Source organism: Arthrobacter sp. CAN_A214 (genome assembly GCF_015751955.1).
GTDB lineage: Bacteria > Actinomycetota > Actinomycetes > Actinomycetales > Micrococcaceae > Arthrobacter_D.
Genome location: NZ_JADOUU010000004.1, coordinates 37,988 through 55,922, shown reverse-complemented (window position 1 = coordinate 55,922; position 17,935 = coordinate 37,988). Strand labels below are relative to the sequence as shown.

General features: G+C 65.3%; 16 protein-coding genes and 1 riboswitch. Of the genes, 7 read left to right on the top strand and 9 right to left on the bottom strand.

The genetic code is table 11. The features are described from left to right. Nucleotides 1-6: 6 nt before the first annotated feature. From IWX65_RS05360 to IWX65_RS05340, 5 genes are all read right to left on the bottom strand, one after another. Nucleotides 7-1,674, bottom strand: a complete 1,668-nt coding sequence (locus tag IWX65_RS05360; RefSeq protein WP_196881420.1) for an ABC transporter ATP-binding protein — start codon at nt 1,672-1,674, stop codon at nt 7-9. After that, the gene (locus IWX65_RS05355) at nt 1,640-2,518 is read right to left on the bottom strand and encodes an ABC transporter permease (RefSeq protein WP_196881419.1); all 879 of its coding nucleotides are present in this window, start codon (nt 2,516-2,518) and stop codon (nt 1,640-1,642) included. The genes IWX65_RS05360 and IWX65_RS05355 overlap by 35 nt, the downstream gene beginning before the upstream one ends. After that, nucleotides 2,518-3,471, bottom strand: a complete 954-nt coding sequence (locus tag IWX65_RS05350; protein WP_196881418.1) for an ABC transporter permease — start codon at nt 3,469-3,471, stop codon at nt 2,518-2,520. The genes IWX65_RS05355 and IWX65_RS05350 overlap by 1 nt, the downstream gene beginning before the upstream one ends. A 9-nt stretch (nt 3,472-3,480) precedes the next feature. Then, complete coding sequence (locus IWX65_RS05345) at nt 3,481-5,151, bottom strand: ABC transporter substrate-binding protein (protein WP_196881417.1); 1,671 nt, start codon at nt 5,149-5,151, stop codon at nt 3,481-3,483. Nucleotides 5,152-5,355: 204 nt separating this feature from the next. Then, nucleotides 5,356-6,087 carry a mycothiol-dependent nitroreductase Rv2466c family protein gene (locus IWX65_RS05340; protein WP_196881416.1) on the bottom strand — a complete coding sequence of 244 codons (732 nt, stop codon included), beginning with the start codon at nt 6,085-6,087 and terminating at the stop codon, nt 5,356-5,358. A 64-nt stretch (nt 6,088-6,151) separates the two neighbouring features. Between IWX65_RS05340 and IWX65_RS05335 the strand changes: the two genes are divergently transcribed. Further along, the gene (locus tag IWX65_RS05335) at nt 6,152-7,153 is read left to right on the top strand and encodes an acetamidase/formamidase family protein (RefSeq protein ID WP_196881415.1); all 1,002 of its coding nucleotides are present in this window, start codon (nt 6,152-6,154) and stop codon (nt 7,151-7,153) included. Between the two features lie 22 nt (nt 7,154-7,175). Continuing rightward, nucleotides 7,176-7,937, top strand: coding sequence for an SDR family NAD(P)-dependent oxidoreductase (locus tag IWX65_RS05330; protein WP_196881414.1), 762 nt, complete (start codon nt 7,176-7,178; stop codon nt 7,935-7,937). A gap of 13 nt (nt 7,938-7,950) precedes the next feature. Here IWX65_RS05330 and IWX65_RS05325 read toward each other — a convergent pair whose 3' ends face one another. Further along, a complete protein-coding gene (locus tag IWX65_RS05325; RefSeq protein WP_196881413.1) occupies nt 7,951-8,802 on the bottom strand; it encodes a maleylpyruvate isomerase family mycothiol-dependent enzyme in 852 nt (283 codons plus the stop codon). A 240-nt stretch (nt 8,803-9,042) separates the two neighbouring features. Here IWX65_RS05325 and IWX65_RS05320 point away from each other — a divergent pair, with 240 nt between their 5' ends. Next, nucleotides 9,043-10,263: a glycerophosphodiester phosphodiesterase family protein gene (locus tag IWX65_RS05320; RefSeq protein ID WP_196881412.1), complete on the top strand. Its 1,221-nt coding sequence runs from the start codon at nt 9,043-9,045 to the stop codon at nt 10,261-10,263. 159 nt (nt 10,264-10,422) lie between these two features. Here IWX65_RS05320 and IWX65_RS05315 read toward each other — a convergent pair whose 3' ends face one another. Continuing rightward, entirely contained in the window at nt 10,423-10,614 is a 192-nt protein-coding gene (locus IWX65_RS05315) for a hypothetical protein (RefSeq protein ID WP_196881411.1), read from the bottom strand. 77 nt (nt 10,615-10,691) lie between these two features. On the opposite strand from IWX65_RS05315, the gene IWX65_RS05310 reads away from it, so the two are divergent. The 4 genes from IWX65_RS05310 to IWX65_RS05295 all read left to right on the top strand — a co-directional run bounded on the left by IWX65_RS05310 (nt 10,692) and on the right by IWX65_RS05295 (nt 15,477). Further along, nucleotides 10,692-11,795 carry an LLM class flavin-dependent oxidoreductase gene (locus IWX65_RS05310; protein WP_196881410.1) on the top strand — a complete coding sequence of 368 codons (1,104 nt, stop codon included), beginning with the start codon at nt 10,692-10,694 and terminating at the stop codon, nt 11,793-11,795. A 502-nt stretch (nt 11,796-12,297) separates the two neighbouring features. Continuing rightward, nucleotides 12,298-12,852, top strand: coding sequence for a hypothetical protein (locus IWX65_RS05305; protein WP_196881409.1), 555 nt, complete (start codon nt 12,298-12,300; stop codon nt 12,850-12,852). A gap of 148 nt (nt 12,853-13,000) precedes the next feature. Further along, nucleotides 13,001-13,114: riboswitch (SAM riboswitch) on the top strand. Between the two features lie 37 nt (nt 13,115-13,151). Then, nucleotides 13,152-14,543, top strand: a complete 1,392-nt coding sequence (locus tag IWX65_RS05300; protein WP_196881408.1) for an LLM class flavin-dependent oxidoreductase — start codon at nt 13,152-13,154, stop codon at nt 14,541-14,543. Nucleotides 14,544-14,823: 280 nt separating this feature from the next. Then, entirely contained in the window at nt 14,824-15,477 is a 654-nt protein-coding gene (locus tag IWX65_RS05295) for an SDR family oxidoreductase (protein WP_196881407.1), read from the top strand. 79 nt (nt 15,478-15,556) lie between these two features. Here IWX65_RS05295 and IWX65_RS05290 read toward each other — a convergent pair whose 3' ends face one another. Then, nucleotides 15,557-16,942, bottom strand: a complete 1,386-nt coding sequence (locus IWX65_RS05290; RefSeq protein WP_196881406.1) for an SLC13 family permease — start codon at nt 16,940-16,942, stop codon at nt 15,557-15,559. 11 nt (nt 16,943-16,953) lie between these two features. Further along, nucleotides 16,954-17,772: a maleate cis-trans isomerase family protein gene (locus IWX65_RS05285; RefSeq protein WP_334683677.1), complete on the bottom strand. Its 819-nt coding sequence runs from the start codon at nt 17,770-17,772 to the stop codon at nt 16,954-16,956. Between the last annotated feature and the right edge of the window lie 163 nt (nt 17,773-17,935).

Sequence of the window (17,935 nt, the reverse complement as noted above, 5' to 3'; positions counted from 1 at the left end):
CAACTCTCAGCTCACCAGCGAGGCGCCGGGGATCGCGCTGAGCAACTCACGCGTGTACCCGGACGACGGCGAGCGGAACACTGCGTCGGTGGACCCCTCCTCCATGACCTTGCCGCTCTTCATCACCACCACGTTGTGGGCGATCTGGCGGACCACCGCGAGGTCGTGCGTGATGAAGAGGTAGCTGAGCCCGAGGTTCGACTGGAGATCCGCCAGCAGGGTGAGGATCTGCTCCTGCACCAGGACGTCGAGCGCTGACACCGCCTCGTCGCAGATCAGCAGCTCCGGCTCCAGGGCGAGGGCGCGGGCGATCGCCACGCGCTGCCGTTGCCCGCCCGAAAGTTCATTCGGGCGGCGCTGGGCCACGGTTCGCGGCAGTGCCACCTGGTCGAGCAGTTCGGCCACGCGGTCCTGCCGGCTGCGGCGGTCTCCCACCTTGAAGATGCGCAGCGGCTCATCGATCAGCTTCTCGATGCTGTAGGTGGGATCGAGGGATCCGTACGGGTCCTGGAAGACGGGCTGAACCCTGCGCCGCAGGGCGCGCCGCTGCTGCCCGCGGCTCGCGGTGATACCCTCGCCATCGACCAGGGCAGTGCCCGACGTCGCCGACTCCAGCCCGAGGATGATCCTCGCCACCGTCGTCTTTCCCGAACCCGACTCGCCCACGATCGCCGTCGTCGTTCCCCGTTCCACCGAGAAGGAGACGTCATCGACCGCGCGCAGGATACTCCCGCGCTGGCCCCGGATCTTGAACTCCTTGACGAGGTGCGAGACTTCGAGGATGGGGCCCGTCTTCACCGTGGAACTGCCCGCGGCTACCCGGACTTCCGCCACCGCTGTCGGCGCCGCCGCGACGAGTCGCTTGGTGTAGTCCTCCTGCGGATTGAGCAGGATCTCCGCGGGTGTTCCCACCTCCACGATCCGGCCCTCCGACATGACGATGATGCGGTCGGTGCGGTCCGCTGCGACCCCGAGGTCGTGGGTGATGAACAGTAGGGACGTTCCGTGCGCGTCCACCAGGGTCTGCAGGTGGTTGAGGATCTGCCGCTGGACCGTCACGTCGAGGGCCGAGGTGGGCTCATCGGCGATCAGCAGTTCCGGTTGGCGCGAGAGTGCGATCGCGATGAGCACGCGCTGGCGCATGCCGCCGGAGAATTCGTGCGGGTACTGCTTGGCCCGACGCTTCGCCTCCGGAATGCCGGCCTCGGTCATGAGCTCCACCACGCGCTTCTCGACGTCGGCACCGTTGCGGTGCCCGCTCGCCGCCAGCGCATCGGCGATCTGCGCACCGACGCGCATGGAGGGATTCAGGTTGGATGCCGGATCCTGCGGCACCAGGCCGATGCGCCGCCCGCGCACACCGCGCATGTGCTGTTCGGAGGCGGTGGCGAGATCATCGTTGCCGAGCAGGATCGATCCGTTCGTGATGTGCCCGTCGCCCGGCAGCAACCGGAGGATCGAGCCGATGATGGTCGATTTGCCGGAGCCGGATTGGCCCACGATGGCTACCCGCTCACCCGGGCGGATGTCGAAACTCACGTCATGCAGCACGGGTTCGGCATTGTCTCCGAAGGTCACTTCGAGCCCGCGCACTGACAGCAGGGGAGCCGGCGCGTCGGCGGTGGGAAGAGTCACTGGGTCACTTTCGGCTGGAGTTCGTGGGATCGAGGGCATCGCGCAGTGCATCGCCGAAGAGGTTGAACCCGAGGCAGATGAGCACGATCGCCAGGCCCGGGAAGATGGCCGCGGTGGGCGCCCGTGAGATGTACTGCTGGGCGTCCGAGAGCATGATCCCGAGGCTCGGAGTCGGAGGCTGGATACCGAGCCCGAGGAAGGAGAGCAGTGCCTCGCCGATCACCGCGACCGGCATGATCACCGTGGCCTGCACGATGATCGCGGACACCGCGTTCGGCAGGACGTGGGAGAAGATGATGCGGACGCCGGAGGCGTCCATGGTCTTCGCGCCGAGCACGAAGTCCGTCTCCTTGATCCGCAGCGTCTCGCCGCGCACCACGCGGATCATCGTGGGGATCTGGGCGATTCCCAGCGCGATGGCTGCGTTGGTGAGGCTCGGGCCGCTGATGGCGGAGAGCCCGACGGCGATGATGAGGAACGGGAACGCGAGCGTCACGTCGGTGAGGCGCGAGATGATGCCGTCGAGCCCCCGCCAGTACCCGGCGAGGAGCCCCAGCGGGGTTCCGACGACGACGGCGAGCAGCACCGAGAGGATGCCGACCTGCAGCGAGACCCGGATGCCGAAGAGCATGCGCGAGAAGATGTCCCGCCCCAGGTCATCGGTGCCGAGGATGTACCCGACGGTTCCGGGCTGCTGGAACGGAGCGTCGAAGTGCACCTCCGCCGGCCCGTAGGGAGCGATCAGCGGTGCGAGGAGCCCGAGGACGACGACGATGGCGAGCATGATGCCGCCGGTGAGCCCGAGCGGGCTTTTCAGCAGTGAACGCCAGACGCGGCCACGAGCCGAACCGAGTCCGGGGTTACGTACTTCGACGACGGTCATCAGCTTTTTCCTCCCACGCGGATCCGCGGATTAATGACCGAGTACAGGATGTCCACGGCGAGGTTGATCAGGATGTAGCCCACGGTGATGAGCAGCACCACGGCCTGGATGACGGGGTAGTCGCGGGTGAAGACGGCGTCGAGCGTGAGCTTGCCGAAACCGGGAAGGGCGAAGATCCGCTCGGTCACCACGGCGCCCGAGATGAGCCCGCCGAGCTGCAGGCCGATGATCGTGACCACGACGATCAGCGAGTTCCGAAGCCCGTAGCGGACGAGGACCCGTTGACGGCTCAGGCCCTTGGCCCGAGCCGTCCTCACGAAGTCCGTCTTCATGGTCTCGATCATCGACGCCCGCGTCTGCCGCATGATCACCGCGGCCAGCGACGTGCCGAGGATGATCGCCGGCAGCGTCAGGTGGTAGAAGCCCTGGATCGGATTCTCGGAGATCGGAACGTAGCCCGAGGCCGGGAACAGCCCGAACGCCACCGCGAGGTAGAGGATGGCGAGGATGCCGAGCCAGAAGTTCGGCACCGACAGCCCGATCAGCGCAAGCGCGTTCGCCATCCATTCGGGCCAGCGCCCCCGGAACCGTTCGGCGATGATGCCGAGCAACACCCCGACGACGACGGCGACCACGATTGCATATGCCGACAGCCACAGCGTGACGGGCAGCGTGGCGGCGACGAGGTCGGTCACCTGCGCACCCGTCCGCGTCGACTGGCCGAAGTCCCCGCGCAGCATGTTGCCCACGAACTTCAGGTACTGGGTGATGAGTGATTCGTTGAGTCCGAGCTGCTCGCGGATCGCTTCGATCCGCTCCGGTGTTGCTTCTTCCCCCGCCATCGCAAGCGCAGGGTCGCCGGGGAGCTGGCGCACTCCGAGGAACACCACTATGGATGCAAGGATGAGCGTGACGACTGACTGCCACAGGCGAGTGACGAGGTAGTTGAGCATTGTGGCTGCTTACTCGGCTTCGACGAATGCCGCGTTGCTGAGGTGGACCACGCCGTCGGCGAAGGTTTCGACGCCGGCGATGTCGGTGGAGTAACCGGTGAGGCTGCGGACGCGGTAGAGGTAGATGATGGGGTTGTCTTCCTGCACCTGGGTGACAGCCTGGCCGTACAGTTCTGAGCGCTCCTCGATGTCGTTGGACTGCGCGGCCTGGGTCAGCAGTTCATCGACCTCGGGGTTGCTGTAGCCGGAGTAGTTGGCGCCGCCACCGGTGGAGAGGAAGTTGTACATGTTGCCGTGCGGGTCGACGCGGCCTGACCAGCCGAGCTGGAGGATCTCGTAGTCACCGCGGTCCTGGACGTCGAGCAGGGTGGAGTATTCGACGGGCAGGATCTCGATTTCGAAGCCGCCCTCCGTGACGGACGCCTGCAGTGCCTGGGCGAACCGGATGGTGTCGGGGTTGTTGCTGACCTGCATCTGGATCTTGTACGGCATCTCGACGCCGGCCTCCTCCAGGAGAGCCATGGCTGCCTCGGGGTCGTACTCGGGGCAGGCCTCGCTGGCATCGCTGCTGAAGGGGCTGGCCGGGGAGATCGGGGAGCAGGCCGTCTGGTTGTAGCCGCCGAATACCGATTGCACGAGGGACTCGCGGTCGATCGACATGGACAGGGCCCGGCGGATGGTGGGATCGGTGGCGATCGGCGTGTCGATGACACCGGGAGGCGCTCCGACGCCGTCGGTGTTGCCGACGTTGATCGTGATTCCCTGGTAGCCGAGCGAGGCGCCCTGCAGGATGCCGATGCCGTCCTCGTTCATGAGTTCGTCCACGTCCTGGGTGGAGATGGTGTCGGCCACCTGGACATCGCCCGAGCGGAGGTTCGCTGCGCGGATGTTGGAGTCGGTGATGATGCGGTAGGTGATGCTGTCCAGGTGGACGTTCTCGGCGTCGTAGTAGAGCGGATCGCGCTCCACCGTGATGGAGGTCTGGGGGATCCGCTCCACGAACTTGAACGGGCCCACGCAGACGGGGCTGTCACCGAACGCTTCACCGTTCGCGGCGAGGGCCGCCGGCGAGAGGATCATGCCGGCGCGGTCGGCGAGTGCGGCGGTCAGCGGTGCGAACGGCTCCGCGTAGGTCACCTCTACCGTGGTGGCATCGACGGCGGTGATGCTTTCGATGGGGCCGAGTTCGCTCTTGCGCGACGATCCCTCAAGGGTCAGGCCACGCTCGATGGTCTGGGCTACTGCCTCGGCGTTGAAGGGGGTTCCGTCGGCGAAGACCGCATCGTCACGGACCGGAATGCTGACGGTCAGGCCGTCCTCCGAGATCTCGGGAAGGTCGGTGGCGAGTTGCGGGACGATCTCGCCGTTCTCGTCGATGTCGTAGAGCTTCTGGCACATGGTCTGCATGACATAGCGCGTGTACAGCGACGACGACGTGGTCGGGTCGAGCCGATCGGGTTCTGCGGAGAGGGCCATGACAAGATCGCCGCCCTCCACGATGGTCTGATCGCCGATGGGAGCGGAGACGACGTCGTCTCCCTGGGGCGCTTCGGCGGTGGTCTGTGGAGCCTGGCATGCGGTGGTGCCGACAACCAGGCCGAGGGCGAGGACCGGGATGAGGGCACTACGGCGGACGTGACGCGTCTTCAGGGAGAACGGGTGCTGGAGAAGCTCGGACATGGTGTTCCTCTGGGTCGGGATTCAATGCTTTACGTACAATCAGGGGAGCCTACTCCTTTTTGTATACAATTTGTTACGTTTGCGTAAATTCGTTGTCGAAATTTTTCCGGCCCCTCAGAGGAACCCCGACCAGGTGGGGGATCCGGGCATGGAAAAAGTACGCCGGGACTTTTATGACAGGGTCGCTGCCGAATGTGACGCGGGTTACTTCTGGGTGCGGCGGCTTCCGCCATGCCAGTCCTCCTGCGGACCGGCAGCGTCCTCCGGGACGCCGAAGCTGCGCAGCTGCGGGCGCTCACGGAGGCTGCGCTTCAGCTCGGCGAAACCGGGGAAGCTCGCCAGGCCCACCACGTGGTCCCACAGCGCGCCGGCCTCACCCAGGGCCGGCAAGCGGCTGATCACGGGGCCGAAGAACGCGATGCCCTCGGGTGGTTCGAAGTGGATGATCGGCGTGCCGACGTCCTTACCGGTGAGCGCAAGCGCTTCATCGGTCTCGGCCTGGATGACGACGTCGAGCGATGTGTCGTCGAGGGCGTCCGCCAACGACGCCGGAAGGCCTGCCTCGGCGAGAACCGGTGCCACGAATTCGCGGGTACCGCGGTGGCTCCGGGCAGCAGTGTCGGCTGAAGTGTCCTCCTCGGTATCGAAGATACGGGCGCCGAGACGCCTATACAGCTCGCTCACCGCCTGCGGCCCGTGATCGGCGCGGACCTGGGCGGCAACGCGCAGCAACCTCAGGCCGGCGGTATGTCCGGCTTCATATCCCGGCGGGAACCGGGCGTCGTAGTCGACGGAGGAGTTGATGAGCCGAAGTGAGATGAACCGCCACTCCACCTCGTAGTCCCGCTCGGCCATGACCATGCGCACCCACTTGCTGGTCATCCAGGCAAAAGGGCATACGGGGTCGAAGTAGAAGCGAATGTCAGCGTGGCTCATGACTCCCACGCTAGGGAGGGGTGCGGGGGTGGTCAAGGACTGCAGCCCTGCGTAGCATCCCCTCATGGAGACGATCGAATATCATCCGCGCCGCGACCAGCTCGCCTACACCTTCGGCGGGAGTGCGCCGGTCCTGAGAATCAAGCCGGGAACTGCCCTAAAGCTGTGGTCGGAGGACGCCTTCAACAATGCCCTGACGTCGGTGGATGACGTGTCCGCGGAGAAGGTGGACCTGCGGTTCGTCAATCCGCAGACGGGCCCGTTCTACGTCGAGGGGGCCGAGCCCGGGGACACCCTCGCGCTGCACATCGTGGAGCTGACTCCAGCCCGGTCCTACGGCGCGTCCGCCACCATTCCCTTCTTCGGCGGCCTGACCAGCACCGACCGCACGGCGTTCCTGCAGGACCCGTTGCCCGACACCACGTGGATCTACACCGTGGACACAACGAGGAACACCGTCGGTTTCCAGGCACGCTTCGGGGACTTCGAGCTGGCCCTCCCGCTCGAACCGATGCTCGGCACGGTGGGCGTTGCCCCGCCCGGTGGTGAGGTGCGGTCATCGCTGGTGCCGGAGCGGTTCGGCGGCAACATGGATGCACCCGACGTCAAGGCCGGCACCACCGTGTTCCTCGGCGTCAACGTTGAGGGAGCGCTGTTCTCGATCGGGGACGGCCACTACCGGCAGGGTGAAGGCGAGGCCTGCGGAACCGCCGTCGAAGGTGCAATGAACTCCACCATCATCGTTGAGCTCATCAAGGGCGGGGCTCCGGCGTGGCCCCGCCTCGAGACGGACACGCAGTGGATGGCCGTTGGATCATCGCGTCCCATGGAGGACTCCTGGCGGATCGGGCAGCTCGAGATGGTGCGCTGGTTCGGAGAACTGTTCGGGCTGCACCAGTTGGACGCCTACCAGCTGCTCACCCAGACCGCACTCGCCCCGATCGCCAACGCGGTGGACGCCAACTACAGCGTGGTGGTGAAGGCCGCGAAGCAGCTCTTCCCGGAAGCCGATGCCTACGGCGGCATGCACGCGGACCTGCGCCAACGAGGCGCACAGCTCATTTGACCCCATTGATGAAAGAGGAGCCATGGATCTACAGCTGAAGGGCAAAACAGCGCTCGTGACCGGAGGCACGCGGGGCATCGGGCGGGCCATCGTGGAGTCCTTCGCCGCAGAGGGCGCGAACGTTGCCTTCTGTGCTCGAAATCCCGACGAAATCGCCGAAACCGAAGGCGCGCTCGCGGGAAGTGGCGTACGGATCGCCGGAAGTGCCGTGGACATGGGCGACGGCGGCGCGGTGACCCGCTGGGTGGAGTCGGTGGGGGCGGACTTCGGCGGACTCGACATGGTGGTGAGCAACGTGAGTGCACTCGCATTCGCCGACACCGAGGAGAATTGGGAAGTGTCGCTGCGCGTGGACCTTCTGGGCACAGTCCGTCTCGTGAAAGCTGCACTTCCCTATCTCGAGAAGAGCGCAGCGCCGTCGATCGTCGCGATCTCCAGCGTTTCGGGGCGTGAGGTGGACTTCGCCTCCGGGCCCTACGGAACGGTGAAGTCGGCACTCGTTGCGTACCTGGCCGGACTGGCGTTCCAGCTTGCCGAAAAGGGCATCCGCGCCAATACCGTCTCGCCCGGCAACACCTTCCACGAGGGCGGCGCCTGGGACAACATCCAGAAGGGGAACCCGGAACTCTTCTCGATGGCGATGGGGCTCAATCCCACGCACCGGATGGGCACCCCGAAGGAGATCGCGGATACCGTGGTGTTCGTCTCGAGCCCTCTTTCGAGCCGCACCACGGGCGCCAACATCCTGGTGGACGGCGGATTGTCGCGGGGTATCCAGTTCTAGCGCGTGCCCTGGATCAGAGCCAGGCGGGCGCCGCAGGAACCTCCGCCGCGACAACGCCGGACAGGGCAGCGGCGCCCTGGGCGGACGACTTGCGGGCCGTTACCCCGGAGGTTCCGCGGCCGCTTGCCCACTGTGCGACGGCAGCCAGCGTGCCTGAAATTCCCGTCGCCCCGCTATTCGCTTGGTCGTTCTCCCGGTCTGCGCCGGCGCCGCGACCCTCCCCGGCTTCCGGTTGTCCGTTGCCGAGAAGCTGCCGGACCGTGCCGCCTTCGTCGTCGGTGATCTCGATCGCAAGCCCTGTGTCAGCGCCACGTACGCTCCACGCGCCGGTGATGTCTTCCAGCAGTCGAGCCAGCACCGACTCCGGAAGGTCGTCGAAGCCTGCACCGTTGTTCAGGTCGACGGCGTGCACCCACAGTTCGCGGCTCCGCATCCAGACAGTCGCCGTCGCTGGGACCTCGCGGCCCTGAATGGTACGGACGGTGGAATGCCAGGATGCCGCGGGAAGGTTGTTCCAGTCGGCATCGAGCTGCTCCGCCGAGTCCCGGAACAGCTTCCGCAACGCAGCAGGGCCGAGGGTCACGCCGTGGGCGATCTCGTCGTTGCGCACCTCGACGGAGGCGTACATGGGCGTCTCCACTCCGGTGGCTGCCCAGGCGACCAGACGGGAAATCGCCCTGGCGTTGTAGGCGACGTGCGACACCACGTGCCGACGGGTCCAGCCCGGCAGCAGCGAGGCGCCGTCGAGTTCGGCGTCATTGAGCCGATCGAGCTGACCGGCGAAGAAAGCGGTACCTTGCCGGGCCTGGAGCAGGGCGGCCAGTAGCTCCGGGTCCGTTGTCTGATTCTGTGCGGGAAGCGTCACGGCGTTCCTGTCCTTAGGTGTCGACAAGTCAATGGCTTCGAGGATAGCTGACCGTTACCGGGAGAGTGCCCTCATCGACGGGTTACGGCCCTGCGAGCTTCCCGGGTTCGCGGGCTTCCCCGGCTGCGGCTCCTGCTGTTTCATCCCTCGTTCACCCGCAGTTGTCCCTCGGGATGTCACGGCGGGGAACCGTGTGTTGCGGGGGAAACATCGATCCTCCCCAACGAAGGGAACCTTTCTATGGCATCTCGTATAGCTCGAACCCTGACCGGAATGTCCGCCACCACCGCAGTGGGACTGTCGCTGATAGTCGCCCCTGCGGCCGTTGCGCAGCCTGAAACTCGAGCACAGGACAGCGCCCCGATACTCATCGGTCACCGCGGAGCTGCAGGCACAGCGCCCGAGAACACGGTGGCAGCCTTCGAGGACGGCCGCACGTCCGGCGCCGACTTCTTCGAGATCGACGTACAGCTCAGCGCCGACGGCGTGCCGTTCCTGTTCCATGACGACACCCCGGCACGCACCACCAACGTGGAGGAGGTCTTCCCGGAGCGTGCGGACAACCCGATCACCTCGTTCACCTGGAACGAGCTGCAGCAACTCGACGCCGGCTCCTACTTCGACGAGCGGTACCAGGGCGAGCGCATCCCTCATCTGGACGACGCCGCCAAGGTCGCCACGGCCAACACCGGTGTCTACATCGAGATCAAATCACCGGTCAATTCTCCCGGTGTCGAACAGCTCGTCGCTGATGAACTGCGGACGAATGCGAAGTGGCAGCAGTTGGTTGCCGGGGACAAGATCCAGGTGCTGGGCTTCGATGAGGCCTCCAACCGGAAGTTCGCCCAGTTGGCACCCGAGATCGAGCTGCAGCAGTTGTCCGGTGTAGTTCCAGGTCCCGCAGTACTTGAATCCTGGACGGAATTCGCTGACTCAGTAGGGACCAACTACCGCGTGCTGAGCGCACAGAACGTTGCCGATGTGAAGGCTGCCGGACTGGTGCTGGGCGTCTACACGGTCAATTCCCCCGAGGCCGTGCAGGTTTCACTCGCCCTGGGCGTCGACGCGATCACCACCGACTTCCCGATCCAGAATGCACGCCTCCTCAGGGACACGCCGGTTTTCCCCGGTAGTGGGGTGGAGATTACGGACTCGGTGAACAACCCTGTCGGCGACGATGTCCAGCCGGAGAACGGCGAGTACGTGCTGCTGCGCAATACCAGTAATGGCAGCATCGACGTCAGCGGTTATCTCATTCGGGACGCAGCGAACAACACGCTCACCGTCGGCAACGGGTATGTCCTTGCCCCCGGCGCTGAGCTGCGCGTCCACACCGGGCCGGGCACCGATTCGGCCGGGTCCTACTACAACGGGCTTACCGCCTCCGTGCTGAACAACGGCGGCGACTCCGTGGCACTCTGGACCCCCCAGGACAAGCTGCAGGACGTCTTCGCCAACTAGCGATCAAGCCCGCCCGGACGTCTTCGGCAACTAGCGAACAAGCCGTCCGGGCCTGTTCGCCAACTAGCGATCAAGCCCGCCCGGACGTCTTCGGCAACTAGCGAACAAGCCGTCCGGGCCGACGTCGTCCGCGCATCCGGCCGCCGGAACAGGCGCAGCCTATCCGCGGAGCCGCGTCCTGCCCGGGTCCACAAGCGGTTCGGCCGTGACTGTGGCGGGAACCCGCCGCCCGAAGTACTCGATGCTGACGGCATCACCCACGTCCACTCGCGCCGGGAGCCGGGAGCCGGGAGCCGGGAGCCGGGAGCCGGGAGTCGGGAGCTGGGCGTGGGCGATGGGCTGGAGCAGCACGACTGCGGGAATGACTTCCGCCTGCGCGCTGTTACAGGATTAGATGCAAAAGCATGTAATCAACGATGGAGGCACTTATGCAAATCGGCGTATTCTCAGTCAGCGACATCACCAGGGATCCGGTCACCGGTCGTATCCCCACTGAGCATGAGCGCATTCGAGCGGCTGTCGCCATCGCCAGGAAGGTCGAGGAGATCGGCATGGACGTCTACGCGACGGGGGAGCACCACAACCCGCCGTTCTATGCCAGCTCCCCGACCACCCTCCTCGGCTACATTGCTGCCCAGACGGAGCGGATCATCCTTTCCACCGCCACCACGCTGATCACCACGAATGACCCGGTGAAGATCGCCGAAGACTTCGCCACTCTCCAGCACCTGGCCGATGGCCGCGTGGACCTCGTCCTCGGCCGGGGAAACACTGCCCCTGTCTACCCGTGGTTCGGCAAGAATATGCAGGACAGCGTGGACCTCACAGTGGAGAATTACAACCTGCTCCGGCAACTGTGGGACAACGACGTCGTCAACTGGCAGGGCAAGCACCGCACGCCGCTGCAGAACTTCACGGCCTCCCCTCGCCCGCTCGACGGCGTGGCACCCTTCGTCTGGCATGGCTCGATCCGCACGCCGCAGGTGGCCGAGATCGCGGCCTACTTCGGTGACGGTTTCTTCGCCAACAACATCTTCTGGCCCAAGGAGCACTACATGCAGCTCATCGCCCTCTACCGCGAGCGCTACGAGCACTACGGGCACGGCAGGGCCGATCAGGCGGTCGTCGGTCTGGGTGGCCAGTTCTTCCTGCGGAAGAACTCGCAGGACGCTGTGAACGAATTCCGGCCGTACTTCGACAACGCCCCGGTCTACGGACACGGACCGTCGATGGAGGACTTCACCGCGCAAACCCCGCTGAGCGTCGGTAGCCCCCAGGAGGTCCTCGAGAAGACCCTGACGTTCCAGGAGTACTTCGGCGACTACCAGCGGCAGCTTTTCCTCATCGACCATGCGGGTCTGCCCCTCAAGACCGTCCTCGAGCAGCTGGACCTGTTCGGCGAATTCGTCCTCCCCGAGCTTCGGCGTGAGCTGGATTCCCGGCGTCCGGCACATGTACCGGACGGCCCCACCCATGAGACCCGCAAAGCGGCGCGCCGGCTGCTCGACAACGAGAGTTCTGTCAGCGCCTGATGCCGTAGTCGGCTGCGCGCGTGCTGGGGCGTGCGGTGGGTGAAACTCCGGATACCGGCGTATCGCCGGGGGTTCTTCACCCTTCCCACGGCACACCCGGTGCCTGAGGGAGGTGACGGAGTTCGCGTCTCCTGTAGTGGCGTAGCCGTTACTGCACAGGAGGGTCGGATTACCTATTGACCTCTCTGTTGGCGGAGGCCTACCCTGAAGCCCCCACCACGTGGGAGCGTCCTCCGATCGCCACGTCGGCCTCCTGGACGAGTCCAACCGTGCAGCCCCAGAGGGTGAAAACTGCAGTGTCAACCGGCCGTTGACGAGCGCGCTTCCAAGCGAGGGCACGAAGGAACGGTAGAGGTAGCAAAGACAGCGCGGAATAATGGCCGTCCAGCGCAGGCTGCGGCAGTTCCCGGAAACCCTCGACGTGCTGGCAGGACCCTCTCGGTCCTGGCTGCGGCGCCTTCTTCCCGCTGGGAGTATTCGTAATTCGGGGTTGGAGCAGGCAATGAACAGAACAAGAACCAAGATAACGGCGATGGTGTTCACGGCGGTCTTCGCTGCGGGACTCACGCCGAGCGCAGCCTTCGCCCATGGGGGATCATCGGGCAATTCAGGTTCATCGGACCACGCGTCGAGCCAGGAAGTGGTGTACGAGATCGCTCGGTCCACCGCGCGTTATACCTGGCTGGACCGGGCCATCAAGGACGGCTATGAGCGCGTCACCGATTGCATCGAGTTGCCCGGAGTGGGCGCAATGGGTGTGCACTACGCGAAGAGCAAGCTGATCGACAAGAAGACCGACGCCTCGAAACCGGAAGCGCTGGTCTATATGCCGGTGAAGTACGGAAACCACGAGTACTATCGCCTCGTTGCGGCGGAGTTCCTTTCCACCGCGAAGAAGGCACCGGTCCTCGGAGGAGTCACCTTCAATTCGGAAGCGGCGGATTCGCAGGCGCCGTACAGACACAGCCTCCACGCATGGGTCTGGAAGCACAATCCGGCAGGAGTGTTCGCGCAGTGGAATCCGAGCATCAGCTGCCCGAAGGAGGACACGCACTGATCGAGGACTGAAACGGACCGTGCGCACGAAAGGTGGGAACCTCTTCCGTGCGCACGTTCCGCAGGTTCCGCTGCCGTCGTGCAGATGTCCCCGTATGACACGGCCACCTCGACGCCGCCGTCGTGCGTCGTCTAGGGTCGGAACCAAGAATCAAGAGTTCCAACGCAAAACCCTGGTTCGTTGGACGGCAACCCTCTCGCTGTAGTGGGGTGCCCCAGGTGAGGATTCGGCCCGGCGGTATGCGCGCGGGCAAGTATGGCGCTTCCTCAATGGCGGTGCCCGGTTGTTCGAGGAGTGCAATGCCCGCAAATGCGCCACGCCAGATCCGTTTCAACGCCTTCGACATGAACTGCGTGGGCCACCAGTCGCCGGGGCTGTGGCGCCACCCCGACGACCAGTCGCACCGGTACAAGGACCTCCGCTACTGGGCCGACCTCGCACAGACCCTCGAGAAGGGCCTCTTCGACGGACTCTTCATCGCCGACGTGCTCGGCACGTACGACGTCTTCGGCGGCTCCAATGAAGCCACCCTGCGCCAGGGCACCCAGACTCCGGTCAATGATCCGTTCCTGCTGGTGTCCGCGATGGCACTCGTCACCGAGCACCTCGGCTTCGGCGTCACCGCGGGCACCGCCTATGAGCATCCGTATCCGTTCGCGCGCCGGCTCTCGACGCTCGATCACCTCACTAACGGCCGGGTTGGCTGGAATGTCGTCACCGGCTACCTCCCCTCGGCTGCCCGCAATATGGGCAACGAGGACCAGCTCGAGCACGACGAGCGCTACAACCACGCCGACGAGTACCTCGAAGTGCTCTACAAGCTGCTCGAAGGGTCGTGGGAAGACGACGCCGTCGTCCGGGATGTGGAGAACGGCATCTTCACCGACCCGTCGAAAGTGCATGAAATCGGGCACGACGGCAAATACTTCACCGTGCCGGGAATCCACCTCAGCGAGCCGTCGCCGCAGCGCACGCCCGTCATCTACCAGGCGGGGGCGTCGTCGAGGGGCATCGACTTTGCGGCCGGCAACGCCGAAGCGGTGTTCGTGGGAGCGCCCACCAAGGCCATCCTCAAGGACGCCGTCACGAAGATCCGTGACGCCGCCGAGGCCGCCGGCCGCGACCGATACTCGGTGCGCATCTACACCATGCTCACGGTGATCACCGATGAGACCGAGGAAAAGGCCCACGCCAAGCACGAGGACTACAAGAAGTACGTGAGCTACGAGGGCGCCCTCGTGCTCGTATCCGGTTGGCTCGGGATCGACCTGTCCGTCTACGATCCCGACGAGCCTCTCGGCAATGTGAAGTCCAACGCCATTCACTCCGCCGTCGCGAATTTCCAGAAGGTGAACGACGACGGCGCTCCCTGGACGGTGCGCGACATCGCCGAGTGGGCGGGGATCGGCGGGCTCGGCCCGCGCGTGGTCGGCTCAGGCGCGCAGATTGCCGATGAGCTGCAGTCGTGGGTGGAAGAAACCGACGTCGACGGGTTCAACCTTGCCTACGCGATCACGCCCGGCTCGTTCGAGGACGTCATCACGTACGTGGTGCCCGAACTCCAGAAGCGCGGCGCCTACCCCACCGAGTACGTGGAGGGCACCCTGCGGAACAAGCTGTTCGGGAAGGGCGACCGGCTCCCGGACGAGCACCGTGGCAGCAGCTTCCGCCTCCAGCACGCCCGTCGCTGACGCTCCGTCGCGCGGTTCGTCGGGCGTAGGTCGTCCATTCCTGATGGGTGGTGGAGCATGCGGTCAGCCACAACTGCCCAACTTCCGCGGACCGGCGACCGTCTCTGCCGGAAGTCCTGCCGGAAGCCCTGCCCGGAAGTCCTGCCGGAAGTCCGCCGAAACCCCGTACGGAAGGCGGGAATAGGCCTTCGCCAGGCGCGGAACCCGTGGCATACTCCTCCGCGGGGCGATAGCGTCGGAAGCAACACGCCAACGAATTACGCCAACGAATGGAGTTCACATGTCGCGCGTTGCGATTATCGGAGGCCACGGAAAAGTGGCCCTGCACCTCACGAAAATCCTCACCGGCCAGGGCCACCAGGTCAGCTCGATCTTCCGGAATCCGGACCACTCGTCCGACGTCGAGATCGCAGGCGCGACGCCGGTGGTCGCCGACGTGTCGACGCTGTCGGTGAGCGAGATGGCCGATGTGTTCCGCGGGCACGACGCCGTGGTCTGGTCCGCAGGTGCCGGCGGCAGCAGCCCTGAGGCCACCTACGCGGTGGACCGCGATGCCGCGATCCGCTCCATGGATGCCGCCGAGGAAGCCAGCGTGGGCAGGTATGTCATGGTGTCCTACCTCGGTGCTGGCAAGGATCACGGTGTTCCCGGGGACACCGGGTTCTTCCACTATGCCGAGTCCAAGGCCGCGGCTGACGAGCATCTACGCAAATCGAGGCTTGCCTGGACCATCCTCGGACCGGGTGCGCTGACCACGGATCCGGGAACCGGCCAGATCGAGGTGTCGGACAAGCCCCAGCAGGATTCGGTGTCCCGCGAGGACGTGGCGCTCGTTGCCGCCGTCGTGCTCGGAAATCTCGGCACCGTGGACAAGACCCTCCAGTTCAACAGCGGCGAGACGCCGGTTGCCGAGGCGATCGAAACGGCCCTCTAGGTCCGAACGACCAGAAGCGCCCCTGACAAAGGAGGGCGCCCGGGTGTACCCGGGCGCCCTCCTTTCGTCGATCGTTCGGTCAGCCGAGGCCGAGCTGGACGAAAACGAACCAGACGAGCAGCGGCACGACGGCGATCATCGCGATAGCCCAGAGGAGCAGCGCCCGGAAGAAAAGGCGTTCGTCCTTGGGCTGGGCACTGGCCATGAGCAGTGCGCCACTGGTGGACATCGGGCTCACATCCACTACGGAGGAGCTGATGGCGATGGCGGTGACGACTCCGATCGGGGTCAGCAGCGGATCCATGGCGAGGGGCGTCACGATCGGACTGACGACTCCGAGGGTGCCGGTGGTGGAGGCGAACGCCGACACGATGGCCACGACGTAACCGGTGATCAGCACCGCAACGGAGCTGTTGCCGAGACTTTCGATGCCTGCCTGCAGTTCCTCCAGCGCCCCCATCTCCTCCAGCATGCCCACATAGGTGACGATGCCGGTGACGAGGATGATGGCGGACCACGGCATGCTCTCGACCGCTGGCTTCTGGACGGAGGAATCCACGAAGATCAGTGCCAGGGCGATCACCAGTGACGCTACTCCGACGTCCAGGCCGAGGACGGTGGTGAGGAAGAGGAGTGCGCCGATCCCCGCCAGGGTGAGGATACGCATCGGGGTCGCTGCAACTTTGACCGGCCCGCTTTTCGCGGGCTCCTCGGGGGTGGCGAGGGCGGTATCGGTTCGTGCGGGAGCGCCCGCCAGCGGAGTGCCGGAATCGCTTACGGAACCGGTGCCGGAACCTGCAGGCGTGGAACCACTCCGTCCTTCGACGTCGTTCCTCTCCTTTTCAGCCTTCCGGACGCCACGCCGGTGCATGATCGCCTGCACGAGGACGTAGGCGATAGCGGCGAGTACCGCATTGAAGAGGAAGCAGTAGAGGAACAGCTTGAGCGCATCGCCGGAGGCGCCCGCTTCATCGAGCATGACATTGGCGAGGACGCCGAAGGGGTTGACCGGCGAGAACGCGCCGGCGTTCGCGCCCTGCACCACGACCAGGCCCATTGCGAGTGTGCTGATGCCGAACCGCATCCCCAGGGCAAGAGCCACCGGTGCCACGATCGCGATCGCGGCGGGGGTGAAGGCGCCTGCAGCAGCGAGGATGGCGGTGAGCAGGAACATCAGGATCGGGACGAGGATCTTGCGGTCGCCGGCCAGCCGTTCAGCCCAGTAGGCCAGCAGGTCGATGGTGCCGTTGATCCGCACGATCGCAAAAAGCAGGGTGGCGCCCACCAGGATGAAGAACAGGCCGGCGGGGAACTGGGCGATCACGTCGGCGATCGGTAGGCCGGCGAGGAGCGTGCCGACGCCGAAAGCCGCTACGACGGCGATGAGTCCGGCGTTGATCCTGGTGAAGGAGCCGATGGCGAAGGCGACGATGAGGACTGCGAAAGCGATGAGTGACATCGACATGGCGCTTGTCCCTACGCTTTGGAGCCGGCGGGGATGAAGTTTCCGGCGAGCAGGCTACCCGCGCCGGGGATGGCCGGCTGGTGACCGAGGGCCTTGAGGATCTCGTACGTCGTTGCTGTGGCTGCCGTGATGACCGGCAGGCCGAGCTCGTCCTCGACAGCCTGGACCGCGGGAAGTGAGGGCATTTGGACGCAGGCGGACAGCACGATGACGTCGGCGCCTTCGCGCTTGAGCTGGCGTGCGATGTCCGGCAGGTTCTGGGGATCGAGGCAGCCCACGGCGAGATTGTCGTCCACCTCGAGGCTGGTTGCGTCGAGGACGGTGATCCCGGCGCCTTCGATGTAGTCGACGACCATGCCCGTGAGGGGCTTCATGTAGGGCGTCACCATGGCGACTTTCTTGGCGCCCATCTCCTGCAGCGTGCGCACCAGGGCGCCGGCGCTGCTGGTGACCGGAGCAGGATGTCCGTTTCCTGCTGCAGCATCGGCGATGACGCGCTCGGATTCCACGTGTGCTCCGGGCCCCTGTGCCATGACGGCGACGAGGCAGGCGTAGGCGATGGTGTCGACGTCGGCGTCCGATACTGCCTCGGCGCAGCCCGCGGCTTTGCCGACCATGGCCAGCAGTTCCTCACGGTTCACGTTCTTCATGCCGGCCCGTGCCGAGTGAAAGGTGTACTTGTGACCGGTTGCCTCGGACTGGCGCCGGAAGAGCTCGGGCAGTTCGGTTTCCATCGTGGTGTTGGAGCTGGGGACAATCAGCCCGATACGTGATGAGCCTGGGCGCTTCGGCTCGGTCTCGGTTTCGGCGGTTACATCCGAGGTGCTCATGATTTCTCCACATCGTCGTGTCTGGAATGGAAGACCCGCCTAGCGGGTTCCCAACCCATAATGTGGGTTGTAGGCTGGGCGTGTCAACTATCACATTTGCCTGCTTGCCGAAGAGGAGTACGTGGAACGGGTAAAGTAGGGGCCGCTCAAGTAGGAAAGATCC